Source organism: Streptomyces akebiae (assembly GCF_019599145.1).
GTDB classification, from domain to species: Bacteria; Actinomycetota; Actinomycetes; order Streptomycetales; family Streptomycetaceae; genus Streptomyces; species Streptomyces akebiae.
The window spans coordinates 214,906-235,080 of the sequence record NZ_CP080647.1 but is presented as its reverse complement, the minus strand read 5'-3'; the positions used below and the strand labels follow the sequence as shown (position 1 = coordinate 235,080).

The following is a 20,175-nucleotide window of genomic DNA, read 5'->3' as shown; positions in this document are numbered from 1 at the left end:
TCCGGTGCCGCCGGCCCCGGCTCCGGGACCGTCCGGCCGCCGGGAGGGACTGATGGCCCATGCCCAACCGATCTGCCCCCGCGGACAGTTGACGCGGGCTCTGGCCTGCCCGGACCCGGAGTCCGTGGCAGCAGCGTCAGCGCGAGCCCGCGAGCCCGCACACGCGTGAGAGGGAAGGGACGGACACCATGGTCCAGTCGTCGACAACACGGGACAGCGGGGCAGCGGCGGGTGACGCCGTACCCGGCCGGGCATGGCTGATGCTGGCCCTGGCCACCGTCGGCTTCGCCGTGAACTTCTGGGCCTGGGCCCTGTTGAGCCCCCTCGGGCCCCGGTTCAAGGACAGCCTGGAACTCAGCTCCTTCCAGCAGTCGCTGCTGGTGGCCGTCCCCGTCGTGGTCGGCTCGCTCGGGCGTGTCCCGGTCGGCGCGCTGACCGACCGGTTCGGGGGACGCGTGATGTTCCCCCTCGTCTCGGCGGCCACCGTCCTGCCCGTGCTCTACCTGGGCCTGGCCGGCCACTCCTCGCTCGCCGCGCTCCTGGCCGGCGGGTTCTTCCTCGGCGTCGGCGGCACGGCTTTCGCCGTGGGGGTGCCCTTCGTCGGCGCCTGGTTCCCGCCCGAGCGGCGCGGACTGGCCATCGGTGTCTTCGGCATGGGCATGGGCGGCACCGCGATCAGCGCCCTGTCCACGGTGAAGCTGGTCGACGCCCACGGCATGGCGAACCCGTTCCTGCTCACCGCGGCCGTGCTGGTCGCCTACGCCGTCCTGGCCGCGCTGCTCCTGCGCGACGCCCCCGGCCGCACGGTGCCCACCGAGCCGCTCTCGCGACGGCTGGCCGACACCCTGCGCCTCGGTGTCACCTGGCAGGCGTCCGCCCTGTACGCCGTGGCGTTCGGCGGCTACGTCGCCTTCTCCGTCTACCTGCCCACCTACCTCAAGACCGGCTACGGCCTCACCCAGGCCGACGCGGCGAACCGGATGGCCGGCTTCGTGCTCCTGGCGGTGGCGATGCGGCCGATCGGCGGATGGCTGTCGGACCGGCTCGGACCGGTGCGGGTCCTGGCCGTGGCACTCGGCGCGGTACTGGCGGGGGCCACCGTCCAGGCGCTCACCCCGGCCCTCGCACCCGTGGGCACGATCGCCTTCCTGACGATGGCGGCCGCGCTGGGCGCGGGCAGCGGGGCGGTGTTCGCCCTCGTGGCCCTGCTGGCTCCCGCGAACAAGGTCGGCTCCGTCACGGGTGTCGTCGGCGCGGCCGGTGGGCTCGGCGGGTTCGTACCCCCGTTGGTGATGGGATCGCTGTACGGCGCCTACGGGTCGTACGCCGTCGGTCTCGTCCTGCTGGGCCTCGTCGCGGCGGCGGCCCTGACCTTCACCGAGACCGGCGTCCGGACCGCCCTGACCCGCCGTGCGGCGGTGGCCCGGCCTCGGTGACCGATACCGAAGCACCGCTCGCGCCCTCGCCCCCGGTCAGGGGGCGAGGGCGCGAGCGGCGTGTCATGTCGGGGTCGGGCAGGCCACGACGGACGGCCCTCGTGGTCGTCCGCCAGGAGCACCCGTACGGGCGTCGCTCGGTGAGGGCGCGCGGCGCGGCCGGGGCCGCCCCTCTCGTCCGGGCGGCTGACGCGAGCGTGGGCCGACGCGACGCGACGCGCGTCGCGCGCGGACGCCGGGCGCGCCACGGCCGACCGGCTCGTTCGCCGTCGGCCGGTAGCGGCCCCGCAGGTGACCTCACCGAGGCGCGGCGGCCTCCTCCGGCTCCGGTGACGTTCCGGGGGGTGTCAGGTCGAAATCGACGGACACCACACCCTCCACGGCACGGACCAGCCGGGCCGCCACCGGCACCAGCGAGGTGTCCCGGACCCGGCCGCCGAGCCGTACGACACCGTCCCGCACGTTCACCCGAACGGCGGAGGCGGGAGACGGGAAGAGGTAGGCGACGACCTCGCGTCGCACTTCCTCGGCGATCTCCTCGTCGGTCCGCAGGAACACCTTCAGCAGATCCGCGCGGCTGACGATGCCCTCCAGCACCCCGCCGGCGTCGACCACCGGGAGCCGCTTGACCTTGGCCCGGGCCATCGTGCGGGCCGCCCGGGCGAGCGTCACCCCGGAGCGGACCGTGAGGGCGGGGGAGGTCATCAGCTCCTCGGCGGTCACCGCACCGGCCTTCGCCAGATCGGCCAGCCGTCGCAGCTGGGTGTACCGGTCGGGGTCGCTGTCACGGAACTCCTCCTTGGGCAGCAGGTCGGCCTCGGAGACGATGCCGATCACCCGGCCGTTCTCCTCGATCACGGGCACGGCACTGATCCTCCTGTCCCGCATCAGCTGGACGATCTCCTTGAAGGCCGTCCCCCGACCGACTGTCGCGACCGTACGGGTCATGACGTCGCCGACGATGTGCGGTGTGCCGTGCATGATCACTCCTTCGAGGTCCGCGCCGGGTACGGGCGGACGGGTCAGCGGGCGCTGCCGGCGCCGTAGGGGGCGTACAGGTCCAGCAGCCGGGTCCGTGCGGCCTGCAGACGATGGGCGAGCACCTCACCGACCCACAGACCCACGGCCCGGCCCATGGCCGGGTCCTCCTGGCACATGAGACGGACGGCCGTGGCGTCGAACTCGTACGCCCGCACCGGAGTCGTCGCCTCGGCGCCCAGGTGCCACACGTGCGGGGGGAACAGCCAGGACCAGCCGACGAGTTCGTTGTGCCGCAGCGACTCGATGACGGCCGGCCGGCGGCCCGGCACCCGCATGTCGAGCTCCACCGTGCCCGTGCGGAGGATCCAGAAACGGTCGGCACGGCTTCCCTCCTCGAACAGCCGTGTCCCCTGCGGGAACGCCACCTCACGGGCGACGCGCATCAGCCGCTGCCGATGCTCGGTGGGCAGCGCCCGCAGCATGCTGGGCGTGGGAGTGGTGATCATGGCGTGCCTCCAGGCGGTCTACCGGAACTGCCATGCCCAGCCTGTGCCGCGCCGCCCCCGCCCGCCATGGGCCGTCCGGTCCCTCACCCGGGCCGGTCGGCACGGCGGACGAGCCTTCCGGCACCCTGTGGCGACCGGGGCCCCGCTGTTCCATGGAGGCATGGGACGAACCGCCCGACCTAGGGGGATGAGCACCGTGGGTACCTCACTGACTCCCGACTTCTGGAGGCTGTTCGCCGTACTCCTGGCCGTGTCCGCGACGCTCACGTTCGTGTTGAGCACCGTGCTCGACGCGCTGTACGTACGGCGGCTGCGGCGCCGGCAGGACCGGCGGCCCACCTCTCCCGCGGAGGGGAGCGCGGACCGGCCGTCCGACACCCCCGCGGACGCTGCGCGGCACCACCCGTCCATGGCCCACCGGGGCCGGACCCCGCACCCGCCCCGGCGAACACCCGCGCACCGGTGACGGGCGAGCCCGGTCGTCCGGGGCCACGGCGCCGGGGCGGGGACCGCGGCCGGCCCCGAGGGGCCTGCCCGCGGCCGCCGTCCCGGCAGCGCGAGCGGTCCACCGTGCCAACTGCTCTCCGCCCACGGCCCGGACGGGCCGGAGGTCACCTACGACAACGTCACCTCACCCGCCTCGATCGTCTTCGACCAGGCCGAGAACCGACCGAGAACCGACCGAGAACCGACCGAGAACCGACCGAGAACCGACCGAGAACCGACCGAGAACCGACCGAGAACCGACCGAGAACCGACCGAGAACGGCTGCACACCATCAAGGCCGCACTCGTCGCCACCCTGGAGGACTGATTCATGCGCATGGTCGTCGCCCTCGGCGGCAACGCCCTGCTGCACCGGGGCGAACGCCCCGAGGCGGCCGTCCAGCAGGCGAACGTCGACCGGGTCGCCACCGCCCTCGCCGCCCTCGCCCGCGACCACGACATCGTCGTCACCCACGGCAACGGCCCCCAGATCGGGCTGCTGGCGACGGAGAGCGAGTCCGACCCCGCGCTGGGCGCGCCCTACCCGATGCACCTCCTAGGCGCGCAGACGCAGGGCATGATCGGATCCCTGCTGGCCCGCGCCCTGCACAACGCCATGCCGCGCCGCCGGATCGCCACCCTGGTCACCCACACCCTCGTCCGCTCCGACGCCCCGGCCTTCGACCGCCCCACCAAGTTCGTCGGCCAGGTGTATCCGCGGGACGTCGCCGACCGCCTCGCCCGCGTCCACGGCTGGCGCATGGCGCCGGACACCGGGGGCATGCGCCGCGTCGTGCCCTCCCCGAGGCCCGAGCGCGTCCTGGAGACCGACACGGTCCGCGAACTCCTCGCCACCGGCACCCTGGTCGTCTGCGGGGGCGGAGGTGGCGTGCCGGTCACCGCCGACCGTGTCACCGGTGCCCTCACCGGCGTCGAGGCGGTCGTCGACAAGGACCTCACCGCGGCCCTGCTCGCCGAGGAACTGAAGGCCGACTTCCTGCTCATCCTCACCGACGTGCCCTACGTCTACGACGGCTACGGCACCCCGGACCAGCGCCCCCTGCTGGACGCCACCCCCGACCAGCTGCGCGGGCGCGGCTTCGCCCCCGGCTCCATGGGGCCCAAGACCGAGGCCGCCGCACTGTTCGTCAGCCGCACCGGTGGGCTGGCCGCCATCGGCGCCCTGGACGCGGCCTACGAGATCGTCCACGGCCTCTCGGGGACACTGATCCGCCCCGATCTCCCCACGGGCTGACGGGCTGACGGGCTGACGGGCTGACGGGCTGACGCGACGACGGGCCGGGCGGGGCTCCGAGCCCCGGCCCCGGCCCACCGGGGACCAACGGCACTGCCGCGTGCGCCGCTCGGCACTCCCCCCGGGCCGCGCGCACGACGAGCATCCGAGGTGCAGGCAAGTGCGACGAACCGAGGAGAGGACCCGCGATGACCGCGACCACGACCACGACCGTGGGCAGCCGAACGAGCGACGCCTGGCGGGACTTCGCCGGGACACACTGGCGCGAGCAGGTCGACGTACGTGACTTCATCCAGGCCAACTACACCCCGTACGAAGGCGAAGCCGACTTTCTGAGCGGCCCGACGGACCGTACCCGCGCCGTCTGGGAGAAGATCGTCGCGCTGTTCCCCGAGGAGCGGAGCAGGGGCATCCTCGACGTCGACACCGCGACCCCCTCGACGATCACCTCGCACGCGCCCGGGTACATCGACCGCGAGCGCGAACTGATCGTCGGTCTGCAGACGGACGCGCCGCTCAAGCGCGCGATCATGCCGAACGGCGGCCTGCGGATGGTGGAGAACGGACTGCGCGCCTACGGCTACGAACCCGACCCGTTCGTCACCCGGGTCTTCGGCACCTACCGCAAGACCCACAACGACGGCGTCTTCGACGCCTACACCCCCGAGATGCGGGCCGCCCGCAAGGCGGGCATCATCACCGGGCTCCCGGACTCCTACGGACGGGGCCGGATCATCGGCGACTACCGTCGCGTGGCGCTGTACGGCACGGACCGGCTGACCGAGGCCAAGAGGGCCGAGCGGGCCCTGCTGGACGCCCGGCCCTCCACCGCCGACGTCATCCGGGACCGGGAGGAACTCGCCGAGCAGATAAGGGCGTTGGGCGAGCTGACCCGGATGGCCGCCGGCTACGGCTGCGACGTCTCCCGCCCCGCGACCACCGCCCACGAGGCCGTGCAGTGGCTCTACCTCGGCTACCTCGCCGCCGTGAAGGAACAGAACGGCGCCGCGATGTCCCTGGGCCGCACCTCGACCTTCCTCGACGTCTACCTCCAGCGCGACCTGACGGCAGGGCTCCTCGACGAGACCCGTGCCCAGGAACTGATCGACGACTTCGTGATCAAACTGCGGATCGTCCGCTTCCTGCGGACCCCCGAGTACGACGCCCTCTTCTCCGGCGACCCCACCTGGGTGACGGAGTCCCTCGGCGGCATCGGGGCCGACGGACGCCCGCTGGTCACCCGCACCTCCTTCCGCTTCCTGCAGACGCTGTACAACCTGGGCCCCGCACCCGAGCCGAACCTCACGGTGCTGTGGTCGCCGAGCCTGCCCGACGGCTTCAAGCGGTTCTGCGCCCAGGTCTCCATCGACACCAGCGCCGTGCAGTACGAGTCCGACGAGCTGATGCGCCCACGCACCGGGGACGACACGGCGATCGCCTGCTGTGTCTCCGCCATGGCCGTGGGGAAGCAGATGCAGTTCTTCGGGGCCAGGGTGAACCTCGCCAAGGCGCTGCTGTACGCGGTCAACGGCGGCCGGGACGAGATGACCTCCGAGCAGGTCGCCCCGGCCACGCCCCCGCTCACCGGGGAGTACCTGGACCACGCGGAGCTGTCGGCGGCGTACGACCGGGTCCTGGACTGGCTGGCCGCGACGTACGTCGACGCGCTGAACGTCATCCACTACATGCACGACAAGTACGCCTACGAGCGCATCGAGATGGCGCTGCACGACCACCCGGTGCACCGCTTCATGGCCTGCGGCATCGCCGGGCTGTCGGTGGCCGTGGACAGCCTGTCGGCCGTCAAGTACGCGCGGGTGAAGGTGTTCCGCGACGCCGCCGGCCTCGCCGTCGACTTCCGCACCGAGGGCGACTTCCCGACCTACGGCAACAACGACGACCGCGCCGACGACATCGCCGTCCGCCTGGTCGAGTCGTTCATGGCGAAGGTGCGCGAGCACCCCACCTACCGGGACGCCGAGCACACCCAGTCGGTGCTCACCATCACCTCCAACGTGGTCTACGGCAAGCACACCGGCAACACCCCCGACGGCCGCCGCGCCGGACAGCCCTTCGCCCCCGGCGCCAACCCCATGAACGGCCGCGATCTGCACGGGGTGGCCGCCTCGGCCCTGTCGGTCGCCAAACTGCCGTACGAGCAGGCGCGTGACGGCATCTCGCTGACGACGACCATCACCCCGGAGGGACTCGGCCACCGTCCCGACGAACGCGCGGGCCACCTCGTCGGCATCCTCGACGCCTACACGGCCTCGGGCGGCTTCCACATGAACGTCAACGTGTTGGACCGCGCCACGCTCCAGGACGCGATGGAGCACCCGGAGAAGTACCCCGACCTGACCGTGCGCGTCTCCGGATACGCCGTCAACTTCGTCCGCCTGACCCGCGAGCAGCAGCTCGACGTCATCAGCCGCACCTTCCACGGATCGACGTGAGCCGGATGCCCTCGCCCAGGGGCCGGATCCACTCCTGGGACCTGTCCACCGGCGTGGACGGTCCCGGGACCCGGTTCGTCCTGTTCGTCGCCGGCTGTCCGCTGCGCTGCCTGTACTGCGCCAACCCCGACACCTGGCACATGCGCGACGGGAAGGAGACCACGGTCGACGAGGTGATGGCGGAGATCGAGAAGTACCGTGCCTTCCTCACCACGGCCGGCGGAGGCGTCACCGTCACGGGCGGCGAACCCCTCCTCCAGTCCGGGTTCACCGGCGAGATCCTGCGCCGCTGCAAGGAACTGGGACTGCACACCGCCCTCGACACCTCCGGCTTCCTCGGCGTCCGCGCCACCGACGAACTCCTCGGCGACACCGACCTGGTGCTGCTGGACATCAAGTCCTTCGACGTCACCACCTACCGGCGGCTGACGGGCGGCGAACTGGGCCCCACCCTGAACTTCGCCACCCGCCTCGACCGGCTCGGCGTCCCGATGTGGATCAGATACGTCCTGGTGCCCGGCTGGACGGACGAGCCGGAGTCCGTGGAGGGCCTCGCCCGCTTCGTGGCCGGTCTCGGCGCGGTCGACCGCGTGGACGTCCTGCCGTTCCACAAGCTCGGCGCCGCGAAGTACGAGGCCCTCGGCGTACCGTTCCCGCTCCGCGACACCCCCGGCCCGGACGCCGACCTGACCGAACGGGTCCGTGAGCGGTTCAGGACGCACGGCGTGTCCGCCTACTGATCCTCACGTGCCGCCCCGCTCCCCGCCGCGCCGCTGTCGCCCAACAGGCCTCACAGACAGGGCCGTTCAGCCCCACAGCCGCAGACCTTCGGCATCCGGCGCGCCTCGGCGGACGCGACGAGAGTGGAGGCATCACACCAGGTCCCGACCGTCCCCGAAGGGAACACCATCATGGCCGTGCACGAGCACCCTCACCGGAGGCCGGGCCTCCACCTGCCGTCCTTCCGGGGGACCCGGACCGCCTCCGCGGCCGAGCCCACCCTGTCGGAAGCGGCCGGCACGCACGCGGTGGCGGCCTACTCGCTCGCCTCCCTGCGACTGCTCACCGGATTCGTCTTCCTGTGGGCGTTCCTCGACAAGACCTTCGGCCTCGGCTACGCCACCCAGTCCGGCAAGGGCTGGATCGACGGCGGCTCCCCGACCAAGGGCTTCCTCGGCTCCGTCGCCGTCGGGCCGATGGAGTCCACCTTCCACTCCTGGGCCGGCGACCCCTGGGCCGACTGGCTGTTCATGCTCGGTCTGCTCGGCATCGGGCTCGCCCTCACCGCCGGGGTCGCCCTGCGGCTCACGGCCGTGGCCGGCACGGTGATGATGGCGCTGATGTGGGTCGCCGAATGGCCGCCCGCCCGGCATCTGTCGGACGGCTCGCCGAGCATGTCGACGAACCCGTTCGCGGAGTACCACGTCGTCTACGCCGTCGTCCTGGTCGTTCTCGCCGCCACGGCCGCCGGAGACACCCTCGGCCTCGGCAGGGCCTGGGCCGGCCTCCCGCTGGTGCGCCGCAGCCCCTGGCTGCGTTGACCACGGGAGGGGCGGCGGGCCCGACGGTGGGCCCGCCGCCCCACGACCGCGCGGGGCAGGGCCGGTCGGCCCTCCCCAGGGACCTGCGGCCCCTGCCGGGGAACCGGCCCGCGGAAGAAGCTCTAACCGGGACACGGACGCCCCCGCTCGAACCCTCCGATCAGTACCCACGACCCCGAAGGTGGAGATCATGAACCGCACCGTCACCGTCGGCCTCGACGGCTCCCGCGAGAGCCGCTCGGCGGCCGAGTGGGCGGCCCGCGAGGCACAACTGCTCGGCGTGCCGCTGAAGCTGGTGCACGTCTGGGAGCCCGTCCCGGTCCCGATGGCGCAGGCACCGCTGCTCGGCGCGGAGACCCAGCAGCACTGGACCGAGCGCGTCCCCCGCGAGGCCGCCGAGGGCATCCGCCTGCGCCACCCGGGGCTCGAGGTCGTCATCGAGCACGTCTCCGGTCGCCCCGCCGAGGTACTGGTCGACGAGGCGAAGCACGCCGAGCTGCTGGTCCTGGGCTCCCGCGGGCTGAGCGGCATCGGCGGTTTCATGGTCGGCTCGGTCGGACTGGCGGTCGTGGCGCACGCCGAACGGCCGACCGTCCTGGTCCGCGCCGAGGAACTGGCCGCCGACGAGCACGAGATGGACCCGGCCGGCATCCCGTCCGCGGCGACACCGTTCCGTCCCGTCGTCCTCGGCCTCGACGTCGAGAGCCCCGACGAGGAACTGATCGAGTTCGCCTTCGCGGCGGCCGCCCGCCGCGGCACCTCCCTGCGGGTCGTGCACGGCTGGAACCCGCCCCCCTACTACGCGTACGGCCTCTCCGTCGACCTCGAACTCCACGGCGCCCTCGCCCGCCGCGAGACCACCGCCCTGGCCGAGGTCCTGAGCCCGTGGCGCGAGAAGCACCCGAACGTCGAGGTCACCGAGGAGTCGCACTACGGCACCCCCGGCAACCACCTCGTCGACGCGTCCCGCGAGGCCTCCCTGGTCGTCGTGGGCCGCCGGATCCGCCGCAACCCGTTCGGCGCCCACATCGGCCCCGTCGCCCACGCGGTCCTGCACCACAGCGCCGCCCCCGTCGCCGTCGTCCCGCACAACTGACGCCACAACCCGAGGAGTTGACCCCATGAAGGCAGCGGTCGTCCGAGCCTTCGGCGAGCCCCTGGTCATCGAGGACCGCCCCGACCCCGAGCCCGGCCCCGGCCAGGTCCGCGTCCGTGTCGAGGCGTCCGGACTGTGCCACACCGACATCCACGCCGCCCACGGCGACTGGCCCGTCAAGCCGAACCCGCCGTTCGTCCCCGGCCACGAGGGCGTCGGCCTGGTCGAAAAGCTCGGCGACGGGGTCACCCACCTCCGCCCGGGCCAGCGTGTCGCCGTGCCCTGGCTGGGCCGGGCCTGCGGGCGGTGCGAGCACTGCCTGTCCGGCTGGGAGACGCTGTGCGAGCAGCAGATCAACACCGGCTACGGCTGCGACGGCGGGTACGCCGAGAAGATGCTGGCCTGGGCCGACTTCGCCCAGCCGGTGCCGGACGGCGTCACCGCCGTCGACGCGGCACCGCTCACCTGCGCCGGCGTGACCACGTACAAGGCGCTCAAGGTCGCCGACGTACGGCCCTCGCAACTGGTCGCGATCTCCGGGATCGGAGGCCTCGGCCACCTCGCCGTGCAGTACGCCAAGATCGCCGGAGCGACCGTCGCCGCGATCGACGTCACCGACGAGAAGCTCCAACTGGCCGCCGAACTCGGTGCCGACATCCTCATCGACGCCCGCAAGGAGGACGTCGGCGAGGTGCTCAAGCGGCACGGCGGCGCCCACGCGGCCATCGCCCTCGCCGTGAACGACGCCGCCTTCGCGGCCGTCAACACGGGCCTCAGGCGTGGCGGCAAACTCGTCATGGTCGCCCTGCCCGCCCACGGCACCGTCCAGGTCCCGATCTTCGACACCGTCCTGAACGGCACGAGTGTGATCGGCTCGATCGTGGGCACCCGGCAGGACCTCGCCGAGGTCTTCCAGCTGCACGCGGCCGGCCGGACCAGGGTCATCTGCGAGACCCGCCCGCTGGCCTCCGTCAACGACTCCATCGACGAGGTGCTGCGCGGCCAGGTCAAGGCCCGGATCGTGTTCGACCTCGGTGCGGGACGGTGAGCGACATGACGCACGACCTGCCGATCGTCGTCGGCGTGGACGGCTCCGAGCCGAGCCTGCGGGCCGTGGACTGGGCCGCCGACGAGGCCGCGCTGCGCGGGACACCGCTGCGGCTGGTCTACGCCTCACTGTGGGAGCGGTACGAGGGCGCCCACCTCGCCGAGGACGTCGGCGGGACGTCCGAAGGGGTGCGGGCGGAGGTGATCGTGGAGAGCGCCGCCCAGCGGGCCGGCCAGCGCCGCCCGGAGGTGAAGATCACCACCGAGGTGGTGCCGGAGGAGCCCGAGTACACCCTGCTGCGGGAGAGCCGCACCGCCTCCCTGCTGGTGACGGGCACCCGCGGCCGCAGCAGCCTCACCGAGGCGCTCCTGGGCTCGGTGAGCCTGACGGTGGCCGCGCACGCGCACTGCCCGATGGTCGTCGTACGCGGCAGCCACGACAACCGGGCCCTGCCCACCACGCACGGCCGGATCGTCGTCGGCGTCGGTGAGCACCCGACGTCATCGGCGGCGGTGCGGTTCGCCTTCGACGAGGCCCGGCGGCGCGGGGCCGAGGTCGAGGCGGTCAGGGCCTGGCGGTGCCCCGCGCACGAGAGCACCGATCATCCGCTGCTCACCGGGGAGCCGGCGCGGCTGCACGAGGAACGGGCCGTGGAAGGCCTGGAGGAGGCTCTCCGGAAGGCTCCCGACGACGTCCGGCTGCGCCGCCGTACCGTCGAGGGCCATGCCCGGATCGCCCTGTCGGACGCCTCCCGCGACGCCGACCTCCTCGTCGTGGGAGCCAGGCGTCGCCAGCGCCACTTCGGACTCCAGCTGGGCCGGGTGACACACGGGGTGCTGCACCACTCCGCCTGCCCGGTCGTGATCGTGCCCGAGCCGGAGTGAGCACGGTGACCGGCTGCTCACACACCCGCCGCGTGATCCGGGACGTACGTCCGCAGATCGCGCGGCGGGCGCTCGTAGCCGGTCGACGGCGGGCGCGCCGGCAGTTCCAGCACCGGGGGCGGCACCTCGCTGTACGGCACCGACGCCAGCAGATGGGCGATCATGTTCAGCCGGGCCCGGCGCTTGTCGTCGCTCTCCACGACGTACCACGGCGCCTCGGCGATGTCGGTGTGCACCATCATCTCGTCCTTGGCCCGCGAGTACGCCTCCCAGCGGGTGAGCGACTCCAGGTCCATCGGCGAGAGCTTCCAGCGCCGCAGCGGGTCCTCCAGGCGCCGCCGGAAGCGCTCCTGCTGCTCGGTGTCGCTCACCGAGAACCAGTACTTGCGCAGCAGGATCCCGTCCTCGATCAACATGCGCTCGAAAATGGGGCATTGCCGCATGAACAGCTGGTATTCCTCTTTGGTGCAGAAGCCCATGACGTGCTCCACACCGGCCCGGTTGTACCAGGACCGGTCGAACAGCACGATCTCCCCGGCCGCCGGCAACTGCTCGACATACCGCTGGAAGTACCACTGGGTGCGCTCGCGCTCCGTCGGCTTGGGGAGGGCCGCGATCCTGGCGACACGGGGGTTGAGGTGTTCGGCGACCCGCTTGATCGTGCCGCCCTTGCCCGCCGCGTCACGCCCCTCGAAGACCACGACCAGCCGGGCGCCCTCGGCCCGCACCCACTCCTGGAGTTTCACCAACTCCGTCTGCAGTCGCAGCAGTTCCTTCTCGTACGCCGCACGCGACACCCTCGTCGCCTTCTTGCCGGCCATGCCGTCCTCCACCGCCCGACGACCCCCGTCGATGAGTTTGGGAGTCACCCATGACCCAGGTCGAACACCAGAACGTCACCGTACTTTCCGACGACGAACTGCGCACCCTGGACGCCCACTGGCGGGCCGCCAACTACCTGGCGGCCGGGCAGATCTATCTGATGGCCAACCCCCTGCTCACCGAGCCGCTGCTCCCGGAACACATCAAGCCGCGGCTGCTCGGGCACTGGGGCACCTCCCCGGGCCTGAACCTCGTCTACACCCACCTCAACCGCGTGATCAAAGCGCGCGACCTGGACGCCCTCTGCGTGTGGGGACCCGGGCACGGCGGGCCGTCCGTGCTGGCCGGCTCCTGGCTGGACGGCAGCTACAGCGAGACCTACCCGGACGTCACCCGCGACGCCCCCGGCATGGAACGGCTCTTCCGGCAGTTCTCCTTCCCCGGCGGGGTACCGAGCCATGTGGCACCGGAGGTCCCGGGCTCGATCCACGAGGGCGGTGAGCTCGGCTACTCCCTCGCCCACGCCTACGGCGCCGCGTTCGACAACCCCGACCTGCTGGTGGCCTGCGTCATCGGGGACGGCGAGGCGGAGACCGGGCCGCTGGCCGCCTCCTGGCACTCCAACAAGTTCCTCGACCCGGTCCACGACGGCGCCGTCCTGCCGATCCTCCACCTCAACGGCTACAAGATCGCCAACCCGACCGTGCTCTCGCGCCTGCCCCAGGCCGAACTCGACGCCCTGCTGCGCGGCTACGGCCACGCCCCCCTCCACGTCACCGGAGACGACCCGGCCACCGTGCACCGCGCCCTGGCCCACGCCTTCGACGAGGCGCTGGACCGGATCGCCCTGATGCAGCGCACGGCACGCGATGACGGCGTCGCCGAACGTGTGCACTGGCCGATGATCGTGCTGCGCACCCCGAAGGGCTGGACCGGCCCCGCCGAGGTCGACGGCCAACCGGTCGAGGGCACCTGGCGTGCCCACCAGGTTCCGCTCGCCGGGGTGCGGGAGAACCCCGAGCACCTGCGACAGCTGGAGGCATGGCTGCGCTCGTACAAACCTCGGGAGCTGTTCGGCCCGGACGGACGGCCCGTCGACGACGTCCTCGCCTGCGTCCCCTCCGGCGCCAGGCGACTGGGCGCCACCCCGCACGCCAACGGCGGACTCCTCGTCCGCGATCTGCCCGTGCCTTCCCTGGACGACTTCGCCGTCCCCGTCGACAAGCCGGGCACGACGCTCCACGAGCCGACCCGGGTCCTCGGTGACCTCCTGGCCCAGGTGATGAAGGACACCCGCCTGCGCCGGGACTTCCGGGTCGTCGGACCGGACGAGACCGCCTCCAACCGCCTGCAGGCCGTCTTCGACGCCAGCGGCAAGGCCTGGCAGGCCGAGCACCTCCCCGTCGACGAACACCTCGACCGGCACGGACGGGTCCTGGAGATCCTCTCCGAACACCTCTGCCAGGGCTGGCTGGAGGGCTACCTCCTCACCGGCCGGCACGGACTGTTCTCCTGCTACGAGGCGTTCGTGCACATCGTCGACTCCATGGTCAACCAGCACATCAAGTGGCTCAGGACGTCGCGGGAGTTGCCCTGGCGGGCCCCCATCGCCTCCCTCAACTACCTGCTCACCTCGCACGTCTGGCGCCAGGACCACAACGGCTTCTCCCACCAGGACCCCGGCTTCGTCGACCACGTCCTCAACAAGAGCCCCGAGGTCGTACGCGTCTACCTGCCCCCGGACGCCAACACACTCCTCTCCGTCGCCGACCACGCCCTGCGCAGCCGCGACTACGTCAACGTGATCGTCGCCGGCAAACAGCCCTGCTTCGACTGGCTCTCCATCGACCAGGCCCGCGCCCACTGCGCACGCGGCGCCGGGATCTGGGAGTGGGCGGGCAGCGAGAACGGCGGCGAACCCGACGTCGTCCTCGCCTGCGCCGGAGACGTGCCCACGCAGGAGGTCCTGGCCGCCGCGCAGCTGCTGCGCCGCCATCTGCCCCAGCTCGCCGTCCGCGTGGTCAACGTCGTCGACATGACCCGGCTGCTGCCGCGCGAGGAGCACCCGCACGGCATGACCGACTTCGAGTACGACGGCCTGTTCACCACCGACAAGCCGGTGATCTTCGCCTACCACGGCTATCCGTGGCTCATCCACCGCCTCGCCTACCGCCGCGCGGGCCACGGCAACACGCACGTCCGCGGCTACAAGGAGTCGGGGACGACGACCACACCGTTCGACATGGTCGTCCGCAACGACCTCGACCGCTACCGCCTGGTCATGGACGTCATCGACCGCGTCCCCGGGCTCGCCGTCCGCGCCGCCGCCGTACGCCAGCAGATGGCGGACGTGCGCACCCGCCACCACGCGTGGATCCGCGAGCACGGCACCGATCTGCCGGAGATCGCCGACTGGCACTGGGCCTGACGCCGCCGGGCCGCGGCCTCACCCGCGTGAGGCCGCGGCCCGTGCCACCGGTGCCCCGTCGGCGAGCGCCTCCGGCAGGTTGGGGTGCACCTCGAAGGCGCCGCTCAGCCCCGTGCACCGCAGCAGCCGCCGGAAGGTGCTCGCGGACGTGACCAGCCGCAGCCGGCCGTGCCGCGCACGGATCCGGCTCTGTGCCCGGCACAGCAGGCCGAGCCCGGAGCAGTCGATGAAGGACACGGGACGCAGGTCGAGCACCACATCGGGGCGGGACACCGCCGTCAGGGCGTCCAGGGCCGCCGAGAGCGCGGAAACCGCCAGAAGGTCGAGTTCGCCGTGCAGCGACACGATCGTGCTGCCGGCGGCGCTCCGGGTCGTGTGATACGCGGAGGACCTCGTGGGTTCGTCGTCCATGAAGACAGACAAGCCAAGCCCGTGCGACCTGCGGAAGGGCCGTTCGGTCCCTTTCGCGGGTCCCGCATGGACCCTCCCAGCCGCGATGCGGCGGCCCTCCCGTCAGGGCCCCGCGCCGCGACCGCGCGCCACGGCCCGAACGTCCCCGCGGACAGGGGCCGTTCGGCACGCCCACGGGTCTCCCGGCTCCTGCCCGGGGCGGCGGTCCACGGCGAACATCGAGGGTGGGGGGCCACCATCCGGTGCTCCTCGGTCACCGTCCGTCGAAAAGGAAGCGGAGCCATGACCCACAACGATGTGGTCGTAGGAGTGGACGGCACCCTGTCCTCCACCAGGGCCCTGGACTGGGCCGCCGGGGAAGCGATCCGGCGCGGTGCCGAGCTGCGTCTGGTGTGCGCCGCTTCCGACCGCGACGAGGCCGCGCCGATCCTCGGGGCCGCCGTCGCGCGCGTCCACGAGCGGCACCCCGGTCTTCCGGTCCGGACCGTCGCGGCCGAGGGCGGCGCCGTGCGGGAGCTGGCCCGGCAGAGCGCCGACGCGGCGCTCACCGTCGTGGGCACCCGGGGCATGGGGCGCGCCGCCGGTCTGCTGCTGGGATCGGTCAGTCTGCGGCTGTCCCGTCGCGTGCGGGGTCCGCTGCTCGTCGTGCGCGGGGACCACCCGTGCGACAAAGGGCGCGAGGTGGTGCTCGGCCTGGAGGACGACACGGACGAGCGGGCCGCCGTCTACGCCTTCGAGGAGGCCCGCCGACGCGGCGCCCACCTGCGCGTCCTGCACTCCTGGTCCCACCGCCACGTCACGCCCGCACTGCCGCCGCTGGTGCCCACCGAGGGCCGGCGACGGGACCCGGCCACCTCCTACGAGCGCGTCGAGGAGGCCGTCCCGCGGTTCGCCCTCGCCGCACTGCGGGAGCGGTACGCCGATGTCCCGGTGAAGGCCGTCACGGTGCGCACGAGCGCGCCCGAGGCGTTGCTGGAGTCGACCCGCGAGGCCGGTCTGGTGGTCGTAGGCTCGCACCACCGGACGTCCCCCGTCGCCCCGCACCACACACAGGTCGCCCCCGTCCTGCTGCGCCGGGCGCACTGCCCGGTGGTCGTCGTCCCCGCCGCGTGAACCGTGCGACTCCAGGAGGCTCACCCATGTCCCGTGTCGTCGCCGTGGGGCTGGACGGATCGTCGGAGAGCCGCGCGGCCGCGGACTGGGCCGCTCGTGAAGCCCGGATGTACTCCGTCGCCCTTCGGGTCGTGCACGCCGACGACCTGCCCCCGCACGCTTACGTGCCCTTCGCCGGCGAACAGATCGCTCCGCTCGGCGCGGACCGTTCCGCCGCGCTGCTGCGCGAGTCGGTCGCCCGGCTGGCCCACCGCCACCCCGGCCTGCCGATCGAGGGCGAGCGACTGCCCGGGCACCCCGCGTCGGCCCTGGTCGCCGTGGCCGAGGGCAGCGAGTTGCTGGCGCTCGGGTCACGGGGTCTGGGCAGGGCCGCCGGGTTCCTGCTCGGCTCCGTCGCGGCGGCCGTGGTGGCGCGGGCCGGACGGCCGGTCGTCCTCGTCCGCGCCGAAGCCGCGAGCGAGTACCGGACCGACGCGTCCGGGACCGCGACGACCGCCTACCGGGACGTCGTGCTGGGGCTGGACCTCGGCGATCCCGACGACACGGTCATCGCGTTCGCCTTCGACGCGGCCGCACGGCGTGCGACGGGACTGCGCGTCGTCCACGGCCGCGGCACGCCGCGGCCCGGCGACAGCGGGACGGCCGGGGGCGAACAGGAGCCGTCCGCCCTCCTCGCACCCTGGCGGGACAAGTTCCCTGGTGTGGAGGTGACCGAGGAGGCCGTGGTCGGCAGGGCCGGAGCGCGTCTGGTGGACGCCTCCCTCGACGCCTCCCTGGTGGTCGTCGGCCGCCGCGTCCGCCGGGCCCCGTTGGCCCCGCACGTCGGCCCCGTGACCTACGCGGTCGTACGGCGCTCCGTCGCCCCGGTCGCCGTCGTCCCGCACCTCTGACACCGCGCACGCCCGAACCGCCCTGCCCCGGACAGGAGGGGCAGGGCGGCGCTTTCGTGCGTACGGGACGCAGCGAAACGGGATCGAGCGGCACCGATCACCGGCTGTCGCTGACATCCGTCCCGGTCAGGGTGGCCCGGCCGGCCTCCAGGCGGGCCACGGGGACGCGGAAGGGGGAGCAGGAGACGTAGTCGAGCCCGGCCGCGTGGAAGAAGTGCACCGACTCCGGGTCGCCGCCGTGCTCGCCGCACACCCCGATCGTCAGGCCGGGGCGGGCGGCGCGGCCCTCGTCGACCGCGATCCGGACCAGTCGTCCCACCCCGTCGCGGTCGATCGTCTCGAACGGCGAGGCGGTGAACACGCCCTTGTCGAGGTAGGCGGCGAAGAACTCCGCCTCGACGTCGTCGCGGGAGAAGCCCCACGCCGTCTGGGTGAGGTCGTTGGTGCCGAAGGAGAAGAACTCCGCCTCCTCGGCGATCCGGCCCGCGGTGAGCGCGGCCCTCGGCAGTTCGATCATCGTGCCGACGGGGCACCGCACGGGTACACCGGTCTCCTCCCCGATCCTGGCCAGCACCTGCTCCACCTCCTCGCGGGCGAGCCGTAGCTCCTCGACCGCGCCGACCAGCGGAACCATGATCTCCGCGTGCGGTGCGCCACCGGCCCGTACGCGCTGCACCACCGCCTCGGCGATCGCCCTCACCTGCATGGCGACCAGCCCGGGAACCACCAGCCCGAGGCGCACGCCCCGCAGGCCGAGCATCGGGTTCTCCTCGTGCATGCGGTCGACCGCCGCCAGCAGCTCGGTGTCGTGCGCGGTCGGCGGCTCACCCCGGGCATCGGCGGTGGCGACTCGGACGGCGAGTTCGGTGCGGTCGGGCAGGAACTCGTGCAGCGGCGGGTCCAGCAGACGAATGGTGACCGGCAGGCCGTCCATCGCCTCCAGGATGCCGACGAAGTCGCGTCGTTGCAGGGGCAGCAGAGCCCCGAGTGCCCGCGCGCGCTGGGCGTCGGTGCGGGCCAGGATCATCTCCTCGACCAGCTTGCGCCGCTCGCCGAGGAACATGTGCTCGGTGCGGCACAGCCCGATGCCCTGCGCGCCGAACCGCCGGGCGCGGGCCGCGTCCTCGGGCGTGTCGGCGTTGGCGCGTACCTCCAGCCGTCGTACGGCGTCGGCGTGTCGCAGGGCCCGGGCGCCGGCCGCGACGATCCCGTCCGCCTGCTCGCCGGTCTCCAGGTAGCGCATGAACGCCGAGGCCACCAACGGAACGCCACCCAGGTACACGGCGCCGGCCGAGCCGTCGACCGAGACGACGGTGCCCTCCTCGACGACGGTGCCCGCACGCGTGGTGAAGCGCCGGGCGTCGGTGTTCACGGTGAGTTCCTCGGCGCCGCACACACAGACCTTGCCCATGCCGCGGGCCACCACGGCCGCGTGGCTGGTCTTGCCGCCCCGGCTGGTCAGCACCGCCTGGGCCGCCAGCATGCCGGGCAGGTCGTCGGGGGTGGTCTCCTGGCGCACGAGGACCACCTTCTCGCCGGCGGCGGCCCGGCGTACGGCCTCGGCCGAGTCGAAGACCGCCGCGCCGACCGCGGCCCCGGGCGAGGCCGGGATGCCGTGGGCGAGGGCGTCACCGGTCGCGGCGGTGTCGAAGCGCGGGAACATCAGCCGGGCGAGCCCGTCCCCGCTCACCCGGGCGAGCGCCTCGTCCGGCGTGATGAGCCCCTCCTCGGCCAACTCGGCGGCGATGGCGAACGCGGCCTCGGCGGTGCGCTTGCCGACCCGGGTCTGGAGCATCCACAGGGTGCCGCGCTCGATGGTGAACTCGATGTCGCACAGGTCGCGGTAGTGCCGCTCCAGGGTGCCCATGTGGTCGCACAGGCGTCGGTACGATTCCGGGTCCAGCCGCTCCAGGTCCGTCAGCGGGACGGTGTTGCGGATACCGGCCACGACGTCCTCGCCCTGGGCGTTGGACAGGTAGTCGCCGTAGAGCCCGGGGCGCCCGGTGGCGGGGTCCCGCGTGAAGGCGACACCGCTGCCGGAATCGGCGCCGAGATTGCCGAAGACCATGCGCTGCACGGTGACCGCGGTGCCGAGATCCTCGGGGATGTGCTCGCGCTTGCGGTACAGGCGGGCGCGCTCGCCGTTCCAGGAGCGGAAGACCGCGAGGACGGCGAGACGCAGTTGCTCGGCCGGGGACTGGGGGAAGTCCTGTCCGGTCTCGTCGCGGATCAGGGACTTGTAGGTCTCCACGAGCCAGGCGAGGTCGCCCGCGTCGAGCTGCACGTCGTCCTGGACCTCCCGGGCCTCCTTGAGCAGGGTGATGGTCCCTTCGAACAGGGCCGTGTCGACCCCCATGACCGTGCTGCCGAACATCTGGACGAGCCGGCGGTAGGAGTCCCAGGCGAACCGCTCGTTCCCGGACGTCTTGGCGAGCCCCTGGACGGATTCGTCGTTCAGGCCGATGTCCAGGACCGTCTCCATCATGCCGGGCATGGAGAAGCGCGCTCCCGAGCGGACCGACAGCAGCAGCGGGTCGTCCCGCTGCCCCAGGGACCGTCCGGCGGCCCGCTCCACCGCCGTGAGATGCCGGGAGATCTCCGCCGTCATCCCCTCCGGTTCCGCACCGGTGGCCAGGAAGGCCCGGCAGGCCTCGGTGGTGACGGTGAAGCCGGGCGGGACCGGGAGACCCAGCCGGGTCATCTCGGCCAGGTTCGCTCCCTTGCCGCCGAGCAGGTCGGCCATGTCACGGCCGCCCTCCGCGAAGTCGTACACGTAACGGACCATGACGCCGGTCTCCTCCGGTTGGCTGCGTACCCGCTTCAGCT

17 protein-coding genes are annotated in these 20,175 nt (G+C 72.8%); 12 read left to right on the top strand and 5 right to left on the bottom strand.

All coding sequences use genetic code 11. The annotated features are described in order from the left end of the window. The first annotated feature begins 188 nt into the window (after nucleotides 1-188). Complete coding sequence (locus K1J60_RS01095; protein WP_220644466.1) at nucleotides 189-1,436, top strand: MFS transporter; 1,248 nt, start codon at nucleotides 189-191, stop codon at nucleotides 1,434-1,436. A 297-nt stretch (nucleotides 1,437-1,733) separates the two neighbouring features. On the opposite strand, the gene K1J60_RS01090 is transcribed toward K1J60_RS01095, so the two are convergent. After that, complete coding sequence (locus tag K1J60_RS01090; protein ID WP_220644465.1) at nucleotides 1,734-2,417, bottom strand: CBS domain-containing protein; 684 nt, start codon at nucleotides 2,415-2,417, stop codon at nucleotides 1,734-1,736. Nucleotides 2,418-2,458: 41 nt separating this feature from the next. Continuing rightward, a complete protein-coding gene (locus tag K1J60_RS01085) occupies nucleotides 2,459-2,923 on the bottom strand; it encodes a cyclic nucleotide-binding domain-containing protein (protein ID WP_220644464.1) in 465 nt (154 codons plus the stop codon). Nucleotides 2,924-3,119: 196 nt separating this feature from the next. Between K1J60_RS01085 and K1J60_RS01080 the strand changes: the two genes are divergently transcribed. The 8 genes from K1J60_RS01080 to K1J60_RS01045 all read left to right on the top strand — a co-directional run bounded on the left by K1J60_RS01080 (nucleotide 3,120) and on the right by K1J60_RS01045 (nucleotide 11,685). Beyond that, nucleotides 3,120-3,389: a hypothetical protein gene (locus K1J60_RS01080; RefSeq protein WP_220644463.1), complete on the top strand. Its 270-nt coding sequence runs from the start codon at nucleotides 3,120-3,122 to the stop codon at nucleotides 3,387-3,389. A 350-nt stretch (nucleotides 3,390-3,739) separates the two neighbouring features. Beyond that, nucleotides 3,740-4,663, top strand: a complete 924-nt coding sequence (locus K1J60_RS01075; protein WP_220644462.1) for a carbamate kinase — start codon at nucleotides 3,740-3,742, stop codon at nucleotides 4,661-4,663. A gap of 188 nt (nucleotides 4,664-4,851) precedes the next feature. After that, nucleotides 4,852-7,116 carry a formate C-acetyltransferase gene (gene pflB, locus K1J60_RS01070; protein WP_220644461.1) on the top strand — a complete coding sequence of 755 codons (2,265 nt, stop codon included), beginning with the start codon at nucleotides 4,852-4,854 and terminating at the stop codon, nucleotides 7,114-7,116. Between the two features lie 5 nt (nucleotides 7,117-7,121). Beyond that, nucleotides 7,122-7,856 carry a pyruvate formate-lyase-activating protein gene (gene pflA / locus K1J60_RS01065; RefSeq protein WP_220644460.1) on the top strand — a complete coding sequence of 245 codons (735 nt, stop codon included), beginning with the start codon at nucleotides 7,122-7,124 and terminating at the stop codon, nucleotides 7,854-7,856. Between the two features lie 171 nt (nucleotides 7,857-8,027). Next, complete coding sequence (locus K1J60_RS01060; protein WP_220644459.1) at nucleotides 8,028-8,657, top strand: DoxX family membrane protein; 630 nt, start codon at nucleotides 8,028-8,030, stop codon at nucleotides 8,655-8,657. Nucleotides 8,658-8,847: 190 nt separating this feature from the next. Then, the gene (locus K1J60_RS01055; protein ID WP_220644458.1) at nucleotides 8,848-9,753 is read left to right on the top strand and encodes a universal stress protein; all 906 of its coding nucleotides are present in this window, start codon (nucleotides 8,848-8,850) and stop codon (nucleotides 9,751-9,753) included. A gap of 25 nt (nucleotides 9,754-9,778) precedes the next feature. Beyond that, nucleotides 9,779-10,801 (top strand): alcohol dehydrogenase AdhP, encoded by a 1,023-nt coding sequence (gene adhP / locus K1J60_RS01050; protein ID WP_220644457.1) that lies wholly within the window; start codon nucleotides 9,779-9,781, stop codon nucleotides 10,799-10,801. A gap of 5 nt (nucleotides 10,802-10,806) precedes the next feature. Then, the gene (locus tag K1J60_RS01045) at nucleotides 10,807-11,685 is read left to right on the top strand and encodes a universal stress protein (RefSeq protein WP_220644456.1); all 879 of its coding nucleotides are present in this window, start codon (nucleotides 10,807-10,809) and stop codon (nucleotides 11,683-11,685) included. A 17-nt stretch (nucleotides 11,686-11,702) separates the two neighbouring features. On the opposite strand, the gene ppk2 is transcribed toward K1J60_RS01045, so the two are convergent. Then, nucleotides 11,703-12,506 (bottom strand): polyphosphate kinase 2, encoded by an 804-nt coding sequence (gene ppk2, locus K1J60_RS01040; protein WP_220644455.1) that lies wholly within the window; start codon nucleotides 12,504-12,506, stop codon nucleotides 11,703-11,705. Between the two features lie 50 nt (nucleotides 12,507-12,556). Here ppk2 and K1J60_RS01035 point away from each other — a divergent pair, with 50 nt between their 5' ends. Further along, complete coding sequence (locus K1J60_RS01035) at nucleotides 12,557-14,935, top strand: phosphoketolase family protein (RefSeq protein WP_220644454.1); 2,379 nt, start codon at nucleotides 12,557-12,559, stop codon at nucleotides 14,933-14,935. Nucleotides 14,936-14,953: 18 nt separating this feature from the next. On the opposite strand, the gene K1J60_RS01030 is transcribed toward K1J60_RS01035, so the two are convergent. Beyond that, the gene (locus K1J60_RS01030; protein WP_220644453.1) at nucleotides 14,954-15,346 is read right to left on the bottom strand and encodes an STAS domain-containing protein; all 393 of its coding nucleotides are present in this window, start codon (nucleotides 15,344-15,346) and stop codon (nucleotides 14,954-14,956) included. A 282-nt stretch (nucleotides 15,347-15,628) separates the two neighbouring features. Between K1J60_RS01030 and K1J60_RS01025 the strand changes: the two genes are divergently transcribed. Next, nucleotides 15,629-16,459: a universal stress protein gene (locus K1J60_RS01025; RefSeq protein WP_220644452.1), complete on the top strand. Its 831-nt coding sequence runs from the start codon at nucleotides 15,629-15,631 to the stop codon at nucleotides 16,457-16,459. A 26-nt stretch (nucleotides 16,460-16,485) separates the two neighbouring features. Next, nucleotides 16,486-17,349, top strand: coding sequence for a universal stress protein (locus K1J60_RS01020; protein WP_220644451.1), 864 nt, complete (start codon nucleotides 16,486-16,488; stop codon nucleotides 17,347-17,349). A 97-nt stretch (nucleotides 17,350-17,446) separates the two neighbouring features. Here K1J60_RS01020 and ppdK read toward each other — a convergent pair whose 3' ends face one another. Continuing rightward, the gene (gene ppdK / locus K1J60_RS01015; RefSeq protein WP_220644450.1) at nucleotides 17,447-20,134 is read right to left on the bottom strand and encodes a pyruvate, phosphate dikinase; all 2,688 of its coding nucleotides are present in this window, start codon (nucleotides 20,132-20,134) and stop codon (nucleotides 17,447-17,449) included. Between the last annotated feature and the right edge of the window lie 41 nt (nucleotides 20,135-20,175).